The 18,797-nt window shown below is 70.9% G+C and carries 12 protein-coding genes; 7 read left to right on the top strand and 5 right to left on the bottom strand.

What is annotated here, in order from left to right:
- The first annotated feature begins 14 nt into the window (after positions 1 to 14).
- Together ACZ48Z_RS16880 and ACZ48Z_RS16875 are read left to right on the top strand one after the other, a co-directional pair.
- A complete protein-coding gene (locus ACZ48Z_RS16880) occupies positions 15 to 2,264 on the top strand; it encodes a serine/threonine-protein kinase (protein WP_468736606.1) in 2,250 nt (749 codons plus the stop codon).
- Positions 2,265 to 2,319: 55 nt separating this feature from the next.
- Complete coding sequence (locus tag ACZ48Z_RS16875) at positions 2,320 to 3,894, top strand: phytoene desaturase family protein (RefSeq protein WP_468736605.1); 1,575 nt, start codon at positions 2,320 to 2,322, stop codon at positions 3,892 to 3,894.
- On the opposite strand, the gene ACZ48Z_RS16870 is transcribed toward ACZ48Z_RS16875, so the two are convergent.
- Entirely contained in the window at positions 3,891 to 4,703 is an 813-nt protein-coding gene (locus ACZ48Z_RS16870) for an SDR family NAD(P)-dependent oxidoreductase (protein ID WP_468736604.1), read from the bottom strand. The two genes, ACZ48Z_RS16875 and ACZ48Z_RS16870, sit on opposite strands and share 4 nt — an antisense overlap.
- A gap of 54 nt (positions 4,704 to 4,757) precedes the next feature.
- On the opposite strand from ACZ48Z_RS16870, the gene ACZ48Z_RS16865 reads away from it, so the two are divergent.
- The 3 genes from ACZ48Z_RS16865 (at position 4,758) to ACZ48Z_RS16855 (ending at position 8,457) form a co-directional block, all read left to right on the top strand.
- The gene (locus ACZ48Z_RS16865; RefSeq protein WP_468736603.1) at positions 4,758 to 5,609 is read left to right on the top strand and encodes a helix-turn-helix transcriptional regulator; all 852 of its coding nucleotides are present in this window, start codon (positions 4,758 to 4,760) and stop codon (positions 5,607 to 5,609) included.
- A 188-nt stretch (positions 5,610 to 5,797) separates the two neighbouring features.
- Positions 5,798 to 6,907: a nitronate monooxygenase gene (locus ACZ48Z_RS16860; protein WP_468736602.1), complete on the top strand. Its 1,110-nt coding sequence runs from the start codon at positions 5,798 to 5,800 to the stop codon at positions 6,905 to 6,907.
- Positions 6,904 to 8,457, top strand: coding sequence for an acyl-CoA synthetase (locus ACZ48Z_RS16855; protein WP_468736601.1), 1,554 nt, complete (start codon positions 6,904 to 6,906; stop codon positions 8,455 to 8,457). Before ACZ48Z_RS16860 ends, ACZ48Z_RS16855 begins: the two co-directional genes overlap by 4 nt.
- Before the next feature lie 58 nt (positions 8,458 to 8,515).
- Here ACZ48Z_RS16855 and ACZ48Z_RS16850 read toward each other — a convergent pair whose 3' ends face one another.
- Positions 8,516 to 10,915, bottom strand: coding sequence for a penicillin acylase family protein (locus ACZ48Z_RS16850; RefSeq protein ID WP_468736600.1), 2,400 nt, complete (start codon positions 10,913 to 10,915; stop codon positions 8,516 to 8,518).
- Between the two features lie 63 nt (positions 10,916 to 10,978).
- Here ACZ48Z_RS16850 and ACZ48Z_RS16845 point away from each other — a divergent pair, with 63 nt between their 5' ends.
- Positions 10,979 to 12,475 carry an acyl-CoA synthetase gene (locus tag ACZ48Z_RS16845; protein ID WP_468736599.1) on the top strand — a complete coding sequence of 499 codons (1,497 nt, stop codon included), beginning with the start codon at positions 10,979 to 10,981 and terminating at the stop codon, positions 12,473 to 12,475.
- Here the strand turns inward: ACZ48Z_RS16845 and paaK are convergent.
- The 3 genes from paaK to ACZ48Z_RS16830 form a co-directional block, all read right to left on the bottom strand.
- Positions 12,472 to 13,767 (bottom strand): phenylacetate--CoA ligase PaaK, encoded by a 1,296-nt coding sequence (paaK, locus tag ACZ48Z_RS16840; protein ID WP_468736598.1) that lies wholly within the window; start codon positions 13,765 to 13,767, stop codon positions 12,472 to 12,474. The genes ACZ48Z_RS16845 and paaK overlap by 4 nt on opposite strands.
- 270 nt (positions 13,768 to 14,037) lie before the next feature.
- On the bottom strand, positions 14,038 to 15,924 hold the full coding sequence (locus ACZ48Z_RS16835; protein WP_468736597.1) for an LTA synthase family protein: 1,887 nt from the start codon (positions 15,922 to 15,924) through the stop codon (positions 14,038 to 14,040).
- Between the two features lie 145 nt (positions 15,925 to 16,069).
- Entirely contained in the window at positions 16,070 to 17,683 is a 1,614-nt protein-coding gene (locus tag ACZ48Z_RS16830) for an acyl-CoA synthetase (RefSeq protein WP_468736596.1), read from the bottom strand.
- Positions 17,684 to 17,858: 175 nt separating this feature from the next.
- Here ACZ48Z_RS16830 and ACZ48Z_RS16825 point away from each other — a divergent pair, with 175 nt between their 5' ends.
- A complete protein-coding gene (locus tag ACZ48Z_RS16825) occupies positions 17,859 to 18,659 on the top strand; it encodes a crotonase/enoyl-CoA hydratase family protein (RefSeq protein ID WP_468736595.1) in 801 nt (266 codons plus the stop codon).
- Positions 18,660 to 18,797 lie beyond the last annotated feature (138 nt).

Here is an 18,797-nt window from a genome sequence, read left to right as displayed (position 1 = left end):
GGCGGTCGCAGGAGATGGGGGACAACAGGCTCATCCAGGGGCGGTACCGACTGCTCGATCTGATCGGGCGCGGGGGCATGGGCGAGGTGTGGCGGGCGCGCGACGAGTCGCTGGGCCGTCATGTCGCCGTGAAGTGCCTCAAGCCGATGGGCGCACACCACGACCAGACCTTCACCCGGGTCCTGCGGGAGCGGTTCCGGCGTGAGGCACGGGTGGCCGCGGCCCTCAGCCACCGCGGGGTGACCGTCGTCCACGACTTCGGCGAGTCCGACGGCGTGCTCTACCTGGTGATGGAACTCCTGGACGGCCGCAACCTCAGCCAGCTCCTGGAGGACAACAAGCAGCATCCGCTGCCCGTCGCCGACGTCGTCGAGATCGCCGACCAGGTCGCCGCCGCGCTCGCCTACACCCACCAGCAGGGCATCGTGCACCGGGACCTGAAGCCCGCGAACATCGTCCGCCTCACCGACGGCACGGTGAAGATCTGCGACTTCGGCATCGCCCGCCTCGGCCACGACATCGGCTTCACCTCCCGGCTGACCGGCACCGGCATCGCGATGGGCACCCCGCACTACATGTCGCCGGAGCAGATAGGGGGTTCCGAGGTCGACCTGCGCAGCGACCTGTACTCGCTGGGATGTGTGCTCTACGAAATCGCCACCGGCGCCCCGCCGTTCGACCTGGAGGACGCGTGGGCGATCCTCGTCGGCCACCGCGACACCCCGCCCCGCCCGCCGCGCAGCCACCGCGCCGAACTGCCCGAGTACCTCGACAAGGTCATCCTGGACCTGCTGGCCAAGCTCCCGGAGGAACGCCCGCACGACGCGCGTGAGCTGGGCCGCCGGATCACTCTGGGCCGTACCACCCCGGCGTACGTGCCCACCGTGGTGACCCAGCAGCCCGGCTTCCGGCCGCTGGAGTCGCCCGCGTCCGCCGGCCCCCGTGAGACCCGGCTGCCGTCCTGGACCCACGGCATGACCACCGGCCACAAGGCCACCGGCGCCGGCCTCGCCGTCACACCCCCGGACGCCGGCGCCGGCCTCACCGGCGAGTGGATCGCCCGCCCCGTCGACGGCCGCGCCGAGCAGTCCGTGCCCGACGAGCCGCCCGCGCCCTCCCCGCAGGCCGTCAGCGCACTCGCCGGACGGCACAACGCGGGGCTCAGTCTCGGCCGCCTGGGCCGCTGGGCCGAGGCCGGCGAGGTGCACCGCGCGGTCGCCGCCGAGCGCGCGCACCTGCTGGGACCCGATCACCCCGACACCCTGGCCAGCCGGTACGAGGTCGCCTTCTCGCTCAGCCGCACCGGCCGCGCAGCCGACGCCCTGCGCGAGTACAAGCACGTGGCCGCGACCAGGACCCGCGCGCTGGGCGCCGACCACCCCGACACCCTCGCCGCCCGCCAGGAAATGGCGTACGTCCTGGGCCAGTTGGGCCGGCACTTCGACGCCCACCAGGTCTACAACTCGGTGCTCGCCGCGCGGGAGAGCCGGATGGGCCCCGACCACCCCGACACCCTGCGCTGCCGCCACAACCTCGCCTTCAACCTCAGCAGACTGGGCCGACTGGAGGACTCGTACCGCATGGCCTGCGAGGTGGCCGCCGCCCGTGTGCGGGTCCTCGGTGCCCACCACCCCGACACGCTCGTCACTCGGTACGAAGTGGCCTACGCCCTCGGACAGTTGGGACGCTGGGAGGAAGCCCTGCGGACCTATCACGAGGTCGCCGAGGCCCGCGCGCAGGCCCTCGGCCCCGACCACCCCGACACCCTCGCGGCCCGCTACGAGGTCGGCATCAGCCTCGGCCGCCTCGGCCGCAGCGCGGAGGCCCTCCAGCTCTACCGCGAACTGATCGAGGACCGGACCCGCATCCACGGCTCCGCCCACCCCGAGACGCTGCGCGCCCGCCACGGCCTCGGCGTCAACCTCGGCCGCCTCGGCCGCTGGGAGGAGGCCCTCGCCGAGTCCCGCGACGTGTGCGCGATCCGCGAACGCGTCCTGGGTCCCGACCACCCGGACACCCTGGTGAGCCGCCGTGAGGTCGCCGTGGGCCTCGGCTGGCTCGGCCGCTGGACGGACGCCCTCACCGAGTACGGCAGGGTGGCCACCGCCCGCGAACGCGTCCTGGGCGCAGACCATCCCGACACCCTCGCCAGCCGCAACGACGAGGCCCACTGCCTGGAGCAGCTCGGCCGGGGCGCGGAGGCGGTGGAGCTCTACCGCAGAGTCGCGGTGCTACGGCAGCAACGGGCGTCGGGCACCCGGTGAGCCGGGTGCCGCCTCCCCCCTGGCCGAGCTAGATCACGACGTGTTACGAAGAACCATGCCTGCACACGAGGGACCCCAGCGGAGCTACGACGCCGTCATCGTCGGCGGCGGCCACAACGGCCTGGTCGCGGCCGCCTACCTGGCCCGGGCCGGACGCTCCGTACTGGTCCTCGAACGGCTCGGGCACACGGGAGGCGCCGCGGTCTCCACCCGGCCCTTCACCGGGGTGGACGCCCGGCTGTCCCGCTACTCGTACCTGGTCAGCCTGCTGCCCAAGAAGATCGTCCGGGACCTCGGTCTGGACTTCCGCGTCCGCACCCGCAACGTGTCGTCGTACACCCCGGTCGAACGCGACGGCAGGCCGACCGGCCTCCTCGTCGGGGGCGGCGAGCGGCGCACCAGGGAGGCCTTCGCCCATCTCACCGGCGGCGAGCGCGAGTACGAGCAGTGGCAGCGGTTCTACGGCATGACCGGCCGCGTAGCGCAGCGGGTGTTCCCCACGCTCACCGAACCGTTGCCCACGCGGGACGAACTGCGCCTGCGGGTGGACGACGAGGAGGCGTGGCGGGTCCTGTTCGAGGAGCCGATCGGGGTGGCCGTGGAGAACCGGTTCGCCGACGACCTGGTCCGGGGCGTGGTCCTGACGGACGCGCTGATCGGAACGTTCGCCGACGCCCACGAGCCCTCGCTCCAGCAGAACCGCTGCTTCCTCTACCACGTGATCGGCGGCGGGACCGGCGCCTGGGACGTGCCCGTCGGCGGCATGGGCGCCCTCACCGACGCGCTGGCGACGGCGGCGCGGCAGGCGGGCGCGGTCATCGCCACCGGGCACGAGGCCGTGCGGATCTCCACGGACGGGCACGCGGCGCAGATCACGTACCGCACCGCCGACGGCGAGGGGGCGGTCGACGCCCGGCACGTCCTGGTCAACGCGTCCCCGCAGGCCCTGGCCACCCTCACCGGCGACCAGGCGCCCCCGCCCGCCGAGGGCGCCCAGCTCAAGGTGAACATGCTTCTCAAGCGCCTGCCACGACTGCGCGACGACTCCGTCGACCCGCGCGAGGCGTTCGCGGGCACCTTCCACGTCGCCGAGGGTTACCGGCAGTTGGCCACCGCCCACGCCCAGGCCGCCGCCGGACACCTGCCCGCCGCCCCACCCTCCGAGATCTACTGCCACTCGCTCACCGACCCGTCGATCCTCGGCCCGGACCTGGCCGAGCAGGGTTTCCAGACGCTCACCCTGTTCGGCCTGCACACCCCGGCCCGGCTCTTCGACCGGGACAACGACGCCGTACGCGAGGAACTCCTGGCGGCGACCCTCGCCCAGCTCGACGCCCACCTCGCCGAACCGCTGGCCGACTGTCTGGCCACCGACGCGGACGGCCGGCCCTGCATCGAGGCCAGGACCCCGCTCGACCTGGAGCGGGACCTGCGGCTGCCCGGCGGCAACATCTTCCACCGCGAACTGTCCTGGCCGTACGCCCAGGCGGACACCGGCCGCTGGGGTGTGGAGACCCGGCACGCGAACGTGCTGCTGTGCGGGGCGGGCGCGGTGCGCGGCGGCGGGGTGAGCGGGGTGCCGGGGCACAACGCGGCCATGGCCGTGCTGGAGGGCTCCTCCTCCGACTAGGCCAGGCTGCCGCCGTCGACCCGCAGCACCGTCCCGGTCACGTAGGAGGCCCGGTCGCTGAGCAGCCAGGCGGCGGCCTCGGCGATCTCGTCCGGAGCGGCGGCCCGGCCCAGCGGGGTCCGGGCGGTGAGCTCGTCGACGATGCCGGGAGTGGCCGTCTCCCACTCGTCGATCATCTCGGTCAGCGTGGTGCCGGGGGCGATGGCGTTGACGCGGATGCCCTCCGGGCCGTACGTGGCGGCGGCCGACGCGGTGAGGCTGTTGACCGCCCGCTTGGCGGCGCCGTACGCGGGCAGCCACGGGTTGGCCATCAGGCTGCCCACACTGGAGTTGTTGACGATCGCGCCGGTCCCGGCGGTGGCCCGGATCGCGGCGATCTCGGCGTTCATCGCCAGCCAGGGGCCCTTGAGATTGACGGCGAATACATGGTCGAAGTCGGCTTCGGCCAGCTGGTCCATGGGCCCGGGCTGCTGGATGGTCGCCCCGTTGTTGAAGGCGACGTCGAGCCTGCCGTACAGCTCGACGGCCCGGTCCACGGCGGCGCGGACACTCGCGGGGTCGGCCAGGTCGCAGTGGACGTGGTCGGCCGTGCCGCCCGCGGCGCGGATCTCCTCGGTCACCGCCTTGAGCTGGCTCTCGGTGCGGGCCGCGAGCAGGACCCTGGCTCCCTCCCGGGCGAAGAGCCGCGCGGCGGCGGCGCCGATACCGCGTCCGGCACCGGTGACGAAGGCGACCTTGTCGGCGAGCAGGGCTGTGGTGGTGGTCTTGTCGGTCATGCCGACGAGCCTGCGCCCGGTGCCCGGACTCATCCAGGCACCGGTGGTACCTGGCTCGGCGGCCCGGTGCCCGCGCACACTGGGACCGTGGACCGACGAGAACTGGCCGACTTCCTGCGCATCCGACGCGAGCGCATCACCCCCGCCGACGTGGGACTGCCCGCCGGACCGCGCCGCCGTACCCCGGGACTGCGCCGCGAGGAGGTGGCACAGCTGGCGTACATCTCCACCGAGTACTACACCCGCCTCGAACAGGCCCGTGCGCCCCGCCCGTCCCGTGAGGTCCTGGCGCAGGTCGTCCGCGCCCTGCGGCTGTCGGACGCCGAACGCGACCACCTCCACCACCTCGCCGGCACCCCGCCGGGCCCGCCGCCCGGCCCCTCGCGCGAGGTGCGCCAGAGCATCGTCGACCTGCTGCACCGGCTGCCGCAGGCCGCCGCGATCGTCATCTCAGCGTCCCATGAGGTGATCGCCTGGAACGACCTGGCCGCGGCGCTCATGGAGGACTTCTCCGCCCTCTCCCGCCGCGACCGCAACCTCGTCCGCCGTTCGTTCCTCGGCCCGCACCCGCAGGGGCGCCGGCTCTACGGCGTGTCGGACGGTGAGGAGTTCGCGCGCTCCTCGGTCCAGCAACTGCGCGCCGCCTCCGCCCGCTATCCCGACGATCCCGAACTCACCGGCCTGGTCGCGGAACTCCTCGACGGGAGCGCGGAGTTCGCCCATATATGGGCCGCCCACGAGGTCACGGCCCGCCCCACCCTCTGCAAGACCTTCGACCACCCCCTGGTCGGCCCGGTCACGGTGAACTGCGACGTCCTGGACATCGCCGACCGCGACCAGCGCGTCGTGATCTACACGGCCACCCCGGGCTCGGCGTCCGAAGAGGCACTGCGGCTGCTGTCGGTCGTGGGCACCCAGCGGCTGGACGTGCCCGGCTGATCCGTCGGCCGCCGGGTGCGCAACAGCCGCGGGCCTTCACGCGGGTCGCGTTCGCCGGATGCGCCCGTCTGCTGCGGTGGTTGCCCGACGGTCGTCGTGGAGCTCTGAACGGAGATCCGGCGACCTGAATCTGACGGAGCATCAGAAAACCTCTTCCGTCGTCCGGAGGACTGCGGCATCCTGCGGCCATGCAGACGGAGCTGAGCAAGAAACTGGGACTGGAGCACGCCGTCTTCGGCTTCACGCCGTTCCCCGCCGTCGCCGCGGCCATCAGCCGGGCCGGCGGTTTCGGAGTGCTCGGCGCGGTCCGTTACACGGCACCCGACGACCTCAAACGCGACCTCGACTGGATCGAGGCCCACGTCGACGGCAAGCCGTACGGCCTGGACGTGGTCATGCCGGCCAGGAAGGTCGAGGGGGTGACCGAGGCCGACGTCGAGGCGATGATCCCCGAGGGGCACCGGCAGTTCGTCAACGACACCCTCGCCAAATACGGCGTACCCGAACTCGCCGAGGGCGAGGCGTCCGGGTGGCGCATCACGGGCTGGATGGAGCAGGTCGCCCGCAGTCAGCTGGACGTCGCCTTCGACTACCCGATCCGGCTGCTCGCCAACGCCCTCGGATCGCCGCCCGCCGACGTGGTGGACCGCGCCCACGAACAGGACGTGCTCGTCGCCGCCCTCGCGGGCAGTGCCCGGCACGCCGTCAAGCACCGGGAAGCCGGCATCGACATCGTGGTCGCACAGGGCTACGAGGCCGGCGGCCACACCGGTGACATCGCCTCCATGGTCCTCACCCCGGAGGTCGTCGACGCCGTGGACCCGCTGCCCGTCCTGGCGGCGGGCGGCATCGGCAGCGGGCAGCAGGTGGCGGCCGCACTGGCACTGGGGGCCCAGGGTGTGTGGCTGGGCTCCATATGGCTGACCACCACAGAGGCCGAACTGACCTCACCCAGGCTCATACAGAAACTCCTCGCCGCCGGTTCCGGCGACACCGTGCGCTCCCGTGCGCTGACCGGGAAGCCCGCACGTCAGCTGCGTACCGAATGGACCGACGCCTGGGACTCCGCCGACGGGCCCGGCACCCTCCCCATGCCCTTGCAGGGCCTGCTGGTCGCCGAGGCCGTCTCGCGCATCCAGAAGTACGAGGTCGAGCCGCTCCTCGGCACGCCCGTCGGCCAGATCGTGGGCCGGATGAACAGCGAACGCAGCGTCCAGGCCGTCTTCGACGACCTCACCCGCGGCTTCGAGAAAGCCGTCGATCGCATCAACCGCATCGCCGGAAGGAGCGGCCAGTGACGAGCACACCCCCCGCGGGCTTCTGGGCCCAGGCCGCCCAGGACCCCTCCCGTACGGTCCTCATCGCCCCCGACGGCGAGCCCTGGACCGCCGGCCGCCTCCACGCCGCCGCCAACCAGCTGGTCCACGGTCTGCGCGCCGCCGGTCTCGAACGCGGCGACGCCTTCGCGGTCGTCCTGCCCAACAGCGCGGAGTTCTTCACCGCGCACCTCGCCGCCAGCCAGGCCGGCCTCTACCTGGTGCCGGTCAACCACCACTTCGTCGCCCCCGAGATCGCCTGGATCGTCGCCGACTCGGGTGCCAAGGTGCTCATCGCTGACGAACGTTTCGGGGAGACCGCGCGCCGGGCCGCCGACGAGGCCGGCCTTCCCAAGGACCGGCGCTACGCCCTCGGCGAGGTCGATGGCTTCCGGCCGTACGCCGAACTCCTCGACGGGCAACCGGAGTCGGCGCCCGCGGACCGTGAGCTCGGCTGGGTCATGAACTACACCTCCGGCACCACGGGCCGCCCTCGCGGCATCCGGCGTCCGCTGCTCGGGAAGCTCCCGGAGGAGGCGTACCTCGGCGGGTTCCTCGGGATCTTCGGCATCCGGCCCTTCGGTGACGACGTCCACCTCGTCTGCTCGCCGCTGTACCACACGGCCGTCCTGCAGTTCGCGGCGGCGTCCCTGCACATCGGCCACCCGCTGGTGCTGATGGACAAGTGGACGCCCGAGGAGATGCTGCGGCTGATCGACGCGCATCGGTGCACCGACACCCACATGGTCCCGACCCAGTTCCACCGCCTGCTCGCCCTGCCCGAGGACGTCCGGGCGCGCTACGACGTCTCGTCCATGCGGCACGCCATCCACGGGGCCGCTCCCTGCCCCGACCACGTCAAGCGGGCGATGCTCGACTGGTGGGGGCCCTGCGTGGAGGAGTACTACGCGGCCAGCGAGGGGGGCGGTGCCTTCGCGACCGCCGAGGACTGGCTGAAGAAACCCGGCACGGTCGGCAAGGCCTGGCCCATCAGCGAACTCGCGATCTTCGACGACGACGGCAACCGGCTGCCGCCCGGTGAACTCGGCACCGTCTACCTGAAGATGAACACAGGCGGCTTCGCCTATCACAAGGACGAGGCCAAGACGAAGAAGAACCGCATCGGCGACTTCTTCACCGTCGGCGATCTCGGCCTCCTCGACGAGGACGGCTACCTCTTCCTGCGCGACCGCAAGATCGACATGATCATCTCGGGCGGGGTCAACATCTACCCGGCCGAGATCGAGTCCGTCCTGCTCCAGCACCCCGCCGTCGCCGACGCCGCCGCCTTCGGCATACCGCACGACGACTGGGGCGAGGAGGTCAAGGCCGTGGTGGAACCGGCGCCCGGCCAGGAACCGGGACCGGACCTCGCCGCCGCGATCCTCGACCACTGCGCGGAGCAGCTCGCCGGCTACAAACGGCCCAAGAGCGTCGACTTCATCACCGAGATGCCCCGCGACCCCAACGGCAAGCTGTACAAGCGGCGCCTGCGGGACCCGTACTGGGAGGGCCGTTCCCGGCCCGTGTGACCGGGGCTCGCTCCGCGTGGTGCTGTGGTCCCGCCACGTGTGTGGCGGGACCACAGGCTCAGTGTCCGCGCACCCGCACGATCTTCAGGGCGGGCGACGACAGGATGTCCTTCTCGCAGAACCGGGACGTCACCCACTTCTCCGCCGAGAACAGCCGCGTCTGGTCGCTGAAGTGCGGCGAGTTCGGGTTCGCGGACTGGGAGTACGTCAGCAGGGTCCGGGCCACCGGGCAGCGGCCGCCGTCCCAGCCCACCGCCTGGATGTAACTGGACCCGGTCGACACCTCCGTGTATCCACCGCCGGCCGGGTCCCACACCGGCTCGACCTTGTTCCACACGCCCAGCGACTCCGTACCGCCGGGAACGGCGATGCGTTTCCCGTTCCGTACGACGAACTGGTGCTCCCCGAGCCGGGAGTCCAGCGGGATGCCGGCCGACGTCAGCTCGGTGACCGTGTCCGCGAGAGCCGTCGCGAAGGCGGGTGAGCCGGTGTTGAGGGTGTTCGGGGTGTTCACCGGGTCGGCAGCCGAGAACGGCACCGTCCACAGCTGGGACACGGGCAGCTTCCGCCACAGCCGGTCGAAGAGCAGCGCGCCCCGGCTGTCGGTGTTCGCCGTGCGGTCCCACCCCGCGAGCACCCCGCAGGCCTCGGTGACGTCAACGACCTTGCCGCCGCTGCCCGTTGCCGTGCCGCCGGGCAGAGCCGCACACGCCTTCGCCGCGTCCGCCGCCACGAGGTCACCCGCGGGCACCCGGTTGGCGAACTGGTGCGCCTGCAGGTCCCGCACGGTCAACCGACCTCGCGCGGCCATCGCCGACACGTCCTGCACAGCACCGCGCGTGCGCAGCGAACGCTGGGTCCCCACGGTGCCGAAGACCCGCTCGTAACCGGTCAGCGGACGTTCGGCGTTGGCGAGCCAGGCACTGTCGTTGGAGTTCTCCGCGTAGGGCGCGTCCTTGAGGACCGGCATCCTCGACGGCCCGAAGATGCCCGGCTGCACGGCGTCCGGATCACTGCCCAGGGCACAGTCACCGCGTGACCCGTCGAGGATCGCCACCCCCGACGCCGGGTAGGTGACCCTGCCCAGGGGGGTGGAGCAGCGCTGGGCCAGCTCGTCGGTGATCCGGGGGAGCACCTGGGACTGGGTGAACAGGGTGTGGCCCCGCGAGTCGGCGGCGATCGTGTTGACCCACGGCAGCCCCTGCGTGCGCTTCAGTGCGCCGAGCACGTCGTCCGTGCTGCGCGCCTTGCTGAAGCCGAGGGCCGTGTCGGAGGCGCGCAGGTTGCCCGCGTTCGGGTCGCCGAGCGCGTACGCGGTCGTGGCCGTCCACGGCAGCGGCAGCGCGGCGCCGAGCGAGGTGACGACGGGGCCGTACCGCGTCCACCACTGGGTCCTCGTCACCGGTTCGCCGCCCTTGACGGCGACGGTCACCCGGCGCTGGGTCATCCGTTCCGGCCTGCCGTCCACGAGATACGTGGTCGGGTCGGCCGGGTCGAGGCTCAGCTGGTGCAGGTTGAGGGTGACGCCGGTGGCCACGGTGTGGCTCCACGCCACATGTGCGTTGTGACCTATGGAGACCGTCGCCGAACCGAGCAGCGAACCGCCCGCGATGTTCAGCTCACCGGGGATGGTCTGCTGCGACTGCCAGAAGCGGCGGCCGCCCTGCCAGGGGTAGTGCGGGTTGCCGAGCAGCAGCCCGCGGCCGTTGGCCGTCGTGGCCCCGCTGAAGGCCACGGCGTTGGAGCCCATGTCGGCGGAGTCGGCGGCGAAGAGGTCATGGGCGGCGCGGGCGGTGTCCTGGGCGTCGGGCGTTCTGGCCCCGGCCGTCGTGGAGGCGGGCGGCTGTGCGGCCGTGATGCCGTCCACGGCCCGGCCCTGTCCGCCGAGGACGGCCAGCGCGAAGTTGCGCGCCGCCACGTCCTGGACGGACACGGGACGCACCCAGTCGGCGCCCTCGCAGGCGGGATCGGTGATCCGGTTCTTCGCCAGCCAGGTGTTGTAGCCCGCCGCGAAGCCCCGCATCAGGTCCTTCACATCCCGGCTGGGGCCGCGCGGCGCGGGCGTGGCCAGCAGGTGCTCCACGGTGCCGGTCTCCCGCACCCCGCGGAAGTACAGATCGCTCGACAGGTTCTTCGTGGCCGAGGAGAGCGCGGAGTCGGAGGCCGCGTCGGCCCCGAAGAAACGGGAACGCTCGCCGCGCACGGTCACGAAACCGTCGGCGAGCGTGCACACCTGGTCGGCCGCCTGCGCCCAGCCGGTGCCGAAGCCGAGGTCGGCGTAGTTCTTGGCGAGGATGTGCGGGATGCCGTACTCGGTGTAGCGGATGGTGGCGGACAGACCGCCGTGGGACGGATGATCCTGTCCGTGCTGGTTCTGCGCGGCTGCGGACGGCAGCGTGGCGACGGCGGCGGACAGGGCCACGGCCGCGACGACGGCGCGTCTGAGGCGGGTGCGCATGGTGCCTCCCAACGTCGTTGAGGGAAGGAGCGGTTGAGCGTACCAACCGGTAGGTTGTCCCGTATGACGTCAGGACACGGCAGTACGGTTGACGGGGTGCTGCGCCGCAGCGCCGGGCGCACCCCGGCCCGGGTCGCGGTGGAGTACGCCGACCGCACGTGGACGTACTCGGAACTCGACGAGGCCGTCTCCCGCGCGGCGCGGCTGCTCCTCGACCAGGGCCTCGGCCCCGGTGACCGGGTCGGCGCCTACGGCCACAACTCCGACGCGTATCTCATCGGCTTCCTCGCCTGCGCCCGCGCGGGCCTGGTGCACGTGCCGGTGAACCAGAACCTCACCGGGGACGACCTCGCGTACATCGTCGGCCAGTCGGGCTGCACGCTCGTCCTCGCCGATCCGGACCTCGCGGACCGACTTCCGGACGGCGTGTGGACGTTGCCCCTGCGGGACGACGAGGAGTCCCTGCTCGCACGCCTGGGCGCGACACCGCCGTACGACGGACCCGAGCCGCAGGGCGAGGACCTCGTCCAGCTGCTGTACACGTCCGGGACGACGGCCCAGCCCAAGGGCGCGATGATGACCCACCGCGCCCTGGTGCACGAATACCTGAGCGCGATCACCGCCTGCGACCTGAGCGCCGGCGACCGGCCCGTCCACTCCTTGCCGCTGTACCACTCGGCGCAGATGCACGTCTTCCTGCTGCCCTACCTCGCGGTCGGCGCGACCAACGTCATCCTCGACGCACCCGACGGCGACCGCCTCTTCGACCTGATCGAAGAGGGCCGCGCGGACAGCCTGTTCGCCCCGCCCACCGTGTGGATCGGCCTGTCCAACCGGCCCGACTTCGCCACGCGTGACCTCAGCGGCCTGCGCAAGGCCTACTACGGCGCCTCGATCATGCCGGTGCCGGTCCTGGAACGGCTCCGTGAGCGGCTGCCGAAGCTGGCCTTCTACAACTGCTTCGGCCAGAGCGAGATCGGCCCGCTCGCCACCGTCCTCGCGCCCGACGAGCACAAGGGGCGGATGGACTCCTGCGGCCGTACTGTGCTGTTCGTCGACGCGCGGGTCGTGGACGAGGACGGCAAGGACGTGCCCGACGGCACACCCGGCGAGATCGTCTACAGGTCACCGCAGTTGTGCGAGGGGTACTGGGACAAGCCCGAGGAGACCGAAGCGGCCTTCAGGAACGGCTGGTTCCACTCCGGCGACCTCGCGGTGCGGGACGCGCACGGCTACTTCACGATCGTCGACCGGGTGAAGGACGTCATCAACTCCGGCGGTGTGCTGGTCGCTTCACGCCAGGTCGAGGACGCCCTGTACACGCACGAGGCGGTCGCCGAGGTCGCGGTGATCGGCCTGCCCGACGAGCGGTGGATCGAGGCCGTCACGGCGGTCGTCGTCCCGCGCGGCGAGGTCACCGAGGCCGAACTCCTCGACCACGCGCGCGAGAAGCTCGCCCACTTCAAGGCACCGAAACGGGTCCTGTTCGTGGACGAGCTGCCGCGGAACGCCAGCGGGAAGATCCTGAAGCGGGAGTTGAGGGACCGGTTCGCCGGTTAGCGGGGACGCAGGTCGACGATCCGGCGGATCTTTCCGACGGACCGCTCCAAGGACTCGGGCTCGACGATCTCCACGGTGACCGAGACCCCGATGCCGTTCTTCACGGCCGCCGCGATGGCGTGCGCGGCCGCGTCGCGGGACCCGGAGTCGGCGCCAGGCCGGGCTTCGGCCCGCACGGTGAGGGCGTCGAGACGGCCCTCACGGGTGAGACGGAGCTGGAAATGGGGTGCGACACCCGGAGTGCGCAGGACGATCTCCTCGATCTGGGTGGGGAAGAGATTCACTCCGCGCAGGATGACCATGTCGTCGCTGCGGCCGGTGATCTTCTCGATCCGCCGGAACACACGGGCGGTGCCCGGCAGCAACCGGGTCAGATCCCGCGTCCGGTACCGGATGACGGGCATCGCCTCCTTGGTGAGCGAGGTGAACACCAGCTCACCGCTCTCACCGTCCGGCAGCACTTCCCCGGTGATCGGATCGACGACCTCGGGGAGGAAGTGGTCCTCCCACACATGGAGCCCGTCCTTGGTCTCCACACACTCCTGCGCGACACCCGGGCCCATCACCTCCGACAGTCCGTAGATGTCGACGGCGTCGATCGCGAACCGCTCCTCGATCTCGCGGCGCATCTCCTCGGTCCAGGGCTCGGCGCCGAAGACACCCACCCGCAGGGAGGTGCCGCGCGGATCGACGCCCTGCCGTTCGAACTCGTCGAGGAGGGTCAGCATGTACGACGGGGTCACCATGATGACCCCGGGTTCCAGGTCCTGGATGAGCTGGACCTGGCGGGCCGTCATGCCACCGGACGCGGGGACGACCGTACAGCCGAGCCGCTCGGCCCCGTAGTGTGCGCCGAGCCCACCGGTGAACAGCCCATAGCCGTACGCCACATGCACGACGTCCCCGGGCCGCCCGCCCGCCGCCCTGATGGAGCGCGCCACCATGTCGGCCCACACAGAGAGGTCGTTGTCGGTGTAGCCGACGACTGTGGGGCGTCCGGTGGTCCCGCTGGAGGCATGGATGCGACGCACCTGGTCCCGGGGCACGGCGAACATCCCGTACGGATAGTTCTCGCGCAGGTCGGCCTTGGTGGTGAAGGGGAAGTGAGCCAGGTCGGTCAGGGACCGGCAGTCCTCCGGCCGGACACCCGCCTTGTCGAAGGACTCCCGGTAGAACGGCACCTTCTCGTACGCGTGCCGAAGCGAGTGCCGCAAGCGCTCCAACTGCAACGTCCGCAACGCCTCGGCATCCAGTCGTTCCCCCGAGTCCAGCAGCTCCGCCGCATCAGCCATCGGAACGTCCCTTTCGCCCATCGCCGCATTCCGGGCGACCGATCATTCGGTCGTGGTGCTGTGGATCAGTAATCCAGGCGATTCGCGCGGAGGCAAGGGGTCGGCGCACATTGCGGACGGTGCCGGCCGCGCATCGGCACCTCGCGCGCATGGAACCACCGGAAACGGCGCGCTGCCTCGGCCGCAGGAGGCGCGCCGCCGGTCACCACTCCGACGGGTCCCCCGCCTGGACACCGTCGGGACGAACGGCATCACCCCGGGCGCGGGACGTCACTTCGCGAACGCCGTCATGAAGCGGTCGCGGAACTTGTCCATGCCCCACTCGGGCGCGTCGTCGGCGGGCTTGAGGCCCTCGGTCCAGTGCCAGTCGGCGACCCGGTCCAGCACCTTCGGATCCTTGGCGACGATCGTGATCGGCACGTCCCTGCTGGTGGAGCCCTTGGTGACGGTCGGGACGGGCTGGTGGTCGCCGAGGAAGACGAGGACCGTGTTGTCGTCGCCGTAGCGCTGCATCCACTGGGTCAGGCTGTCCACGGAGTACTGGATGGCCTTGCGGTACTCGGTGCGCACGCGGTCCTGGCTCTTCCAGACCTCCGTCGGGTTCGTGCCCTCCTTCTTGATCTGCTCGAAGATCGAACCGTCCCCGAGGTCGTTCCAGTCGATCGTGTGGGCGATCGGCGACCAGGGGTTGTGGCTGGACGCCAGGATGATCTCCGCCATGATCGGGTCACGGTTCTTCTTGCCGTGCTCCAGCTTCTGGAAGGCCTCCAGGCTGAACTGGTCCGGCACCGGCGTCCAACTGAAGTAAGGACCCTTGTAGCCGAGATGCGTGGAGTCGTAGATGTGGTCGAGGCCGAAGTACTTGCCCTCGGGCCAGGACTTGCGCACACCCGGCACGATGCCGACCGTGCGCCAGTCGCCGGTCTTCTGGAAGTAGCTGGTGAGGGTCGCGCGGTCACTGCCGGTGAGGTTCAGGTACCGCTGCTGGTTCTTGACCCACAGGCCGGACAGGAACGTCGAGTGCGCCATCCAGCTGCCGGCGCCGGTCACGGGGGACCTCAGCCAGCCGCTGCGCGACGCGAACCCGGCCGACTTGAGCGTCGCGTCGCCCTTCTTGAGCGTCGCGTCCATCTCCGGTGCCATCGCCGGGTCGTCGATCGCCACCCGGCCGTAGCTCTCGATGAACGTGAACAGGACGTCCTTGCCGTGCAGTCCGGTCAGGAGCTGGTCGGGCGGGGTGGCGGCGAAGGCGTCGACGGCGGACTGCTTCTCGAAGACCTGGGCGTCGCCCAGCCCGTTGCGCACCTGCTGCACACGGTTGGCGAGGAACTCGGTGTTGCCCTTGGTGGCGAACGGGACGCCGCCGAACTGCACGCCCACCGTGAAGCAGGTGACCCACACGGTGCCGAGGACGAGGATGGTGCCGACGGACCTGGAGCGGTGCCGGGACATCACGTTCGTCAGCCGTAGCGTCGCCCATGTGCACAGCGCGAGCAGGGCGATGAACAGGACGATCACCCCGGCCACCGCGAGGATCTCGCCGGTGCGGCCGAACGTCTCCTTGAGCCAGTCCGTCGCGTTGCCCAGCATGATCCAGTCGAAGACCAGGTCGAACGGCCGGGCCAGGGTCTGGTAGAAGCCCATGTCCATGAACTTCATGACCGCGAACAGTCCGAGGAACAGCCCCGAGACGACGGCGGCGATCCGGCGTGCCCTGGGCGGCAGCACGAGGAGGACGGCCACCAGGACGATCGCCTCGACGGGGAGACGGAAGAACGACCGCAGGTTCATGTGGTCGAGCCGGTTGGGGAAGAGCAGCACCAGCAGCACCAGCAGACCGGCCAGGACGCTCGCCCCCACGGACACCCCGCGTGCCGTACGGGGGTAGCGACGGCGCCAGCCGAACCAGCCGGGGCGCGGGGAGCCGGGCGGGTCGGGCGGGCCGGTCTCGCCACCGGCCTCGGAGATCACCGCATCCTCGGTGGACTCGGTGGACTCGGTGGACTCGGTGGACTCGGTGGACTCGGTGGACTCGGCAGGCCGAGTCGCCTCCACGGTCTCTCCCGTCACCTCTTCCCCCGTGGCACCCCCACCGTCCGCTCTCGCATCGTCCTCAGCGGTACCCGGCAGTTGGCGAGCGCGAGTGAAGAGTGACACCCGGTGGTCCTTCCGTGCTGTCTTGCGATGGTGGTGCGGTCCTGCCACGACGGCATGACGAACAGGGCCCGATGCCCGAGCCTGCCACCACCACTACGTTCGCACGTCACGTTCTGTTCAATCGCACGAGGTCGGGAGTCGACCGTCATTCGTCCGCCGACACCGCCACCTTCTGCGCCCACCGATAGTCCGCCTTGCCGCTCGGCGACCGGCGGATGGACTCTGCGAGCACCAGCTGACGCGGGACCTTGTATCCCGCGAGCCGCGGGCGGCAGTGCGTCTGGAGTTCGTCCAGGGACATCCGGGACGCGCCCTCACGCAGCTGCACCACCGCCGCCACATGGTGCCCCCACTTCACGTCCGGCACCCCGGCCACGAGCGCGTCGTACACGTCCGGATGTGCCTTGAGGGCCTGTTCGACCTCCTCCGGGTACACCTTCTCGCCACCCGTGTTGATGCACTGCGAGCCCCGTCCGAGAACGGTGACTACGCCCTCCTCGTCGACGGTGGCCATGTCACCGAGCAGGACCCACCGCTGACCGTCCTTCTCGAAGAAGGTCTCGGCGGTTTTCCGCGGGTCGTTGTAGTAGCCGAGCGGGACGTGTCCGCACTGCGCGACCCGCCCCACCTCGCCCGCAGTGACGGGTTCGTGCGTGGCCGGATCGACCACCTGGGTACGGGAGTTGACCCGGACGCGGAAGCCGCGCTCGGGCCCGGAGTCGTCGGTCGCCGTGCCGTTGAAGCCGGACTCGGAGGAGCCGAAGTTGTTGAGCAGCATGGCGTTCGGGACGAGCGCCCTGAACTGCCTGCTCACCGTGTCCGACATGATCGCGCCCGACGAGGACACGCTGAACACCGACGACATGTCGGTGCCCTTCATCGGACCCTCCAGTGCGTCGATGAGGGGCCGCAGCATCGCGTCGCCCACCAGCGAGATGGCGTTGACGCGTTCCGCCTCGATGGTCCGCAGCACCTCCACGGGCTCGAACTTGCGGTGCAGCACCACCCGTTGGCCGAAGTTGAAGCCGATGAGCGCCGTGAGCGTGGAGGTGCCGTGCATCAGCGGGGGAGTGGGGAAGAAGGTGATGCCCGAACCGCCCGCGGCGACCCGCTCGGCGAGTTCCTCAGGCCCTTCGACCGGCTCACCGGTCGGCGCACCTCCGCCCAACCCCGAGAAGAACAGGTCCTCCTGACGCCACATCACACCCTTGGGCATCCCCGTGGTGCCGCCGGTGTAGATGATGAACTGGTCGTCGCCCGAGCGCGCCGGGAACCCGCGCCGCGCCGACCCGGCGGCCTCCGCGTCGGCGAAGTCCACCGCCGGTGGCCCACTCGGCTCCGGGGCCCCGACCCGCACCAGGTGCCGCAGCCGTTCCGCGCGGGGCAGCGCGGCCGCCACCCGGCCGGAGAACTCCGTGTCGAAGACGAGCCCGACCAGATCGGCGTCCCGGTAGAGATAGACCAACTCGTCCTCGACATAACGGTAGTTGACGTTGACGGGGACGATCCGCGCCTTCATGCAGCCCAGCAGTGTCTGCACGTACTCCACGCCGTTGTACAGATGCAGCCCGACGTGCTCACCGGCCTGGATTCCACTGTCCAGCAGATGGTGGCCGATGCGATTGGCCGCGGCGTCCAGTTCCGCGTACGTCAGCCGACGCTCCGCACCCGTACCGGGAATGTCGAGGTACGCGAGCGCCTCACGTTCCGGCACCACGTCGACGACCGACTCGAACAGGTCGGCAAGGTTGTACTCCACCGTTCCTCCTGTGCTGGCGCGGTCCGGCTCTGTGGCGGTTCGCCGTCATCAGAGCAAAGGGTGGCTTGACTGTGAAGGGTTCGCGCGAAGAAATCTGACTGACTGTCAGAAAACTCTTGAAGTGCTTCGGCGCCTCCTGCAACCTGTTCTCGTTCTGGCAGAGGGGAGACGGGCGATGGGTGGGACCGAACATCTCGACATCCAGCGCGAGGGCGCCACACTGGTGCTCACGCTCAACAGGCCGGAGGCGAAGAACGCGCTCTCGTTGCCGATGCTGGTCGGCCTCTACGACGGCTGGTTGGAGGCGGACGCGGACGACTCGATCCGTTCGATCGTCTTCACCGGCGCCGGCGACTCGTTCTGCGCCGGCATGGACCTCAAGGCCCTCGCGGGCAAGGGCACCGGGGGCGAGCAGTACCGGGACCGGCTGACCGCCGACCCGGACCTCCACTGGAAGGCGATGCTGCGCCATCACCGACCCCGCAAGCCGGTGATCGCGGCGGTCGAGGGCTACTGCGTGGCAGGCGGCACGGAGATGCTCCAGGGCACCGACATCCGCGTCGCCGGCGAGTCCGCGACCTTCGGCCTCTTCGAGGTCAAGCGCGGTCTCTTCCCGATCGGCGGCTCCACGGTCCGCCTGCAGCGTCAGATCCCGCGGACCCACGCGCTGGAGATGCTGCTCACGGGGCGGCCGTACACCGCACAGGAGGCTGCCGGCATCGGCCTCGTCGGGCATGTCGTCCCGGACGGCACCGCGCTCGCCAAGGCCCTGGAGATCGCCGAACTGATCAACGCCTGCGGGCCGTTGGCCGTCGAGGCGGTGAAAGCGTCGGTGTACGAGACGGCCGCGATGACCGAGGCGGACGGACTCGCCGCCGAACTGAAGCGCGGCTGGCCGATCTTCGACACCGCTGATGCGAAGGAAGGCGCCCGTGCCTTCGCGGAGAAGAGGCCGGCCGTTTACAAGCGGGCGTAGCGCTGCGACGGCTTGGACCGGTCTACGGCTGCGGCTTCGTTGTGGCCGGTCGCGCCCACGCGGCGGAGCCCCAAATGTCACCGCCCGCGCCCCTGAACGGCGCCCCCCGCACCGATCTCCGAAGGAGACACGCCCCCT

Source organism: Streptomyces sp. NPDC031225, assembly GCF_055570355.1.
The sequence above is the reverse complement of the archived record's forward strand: the minus strand, read 5'-3'. Positions and strand labels throughout refer to the sequence as shown.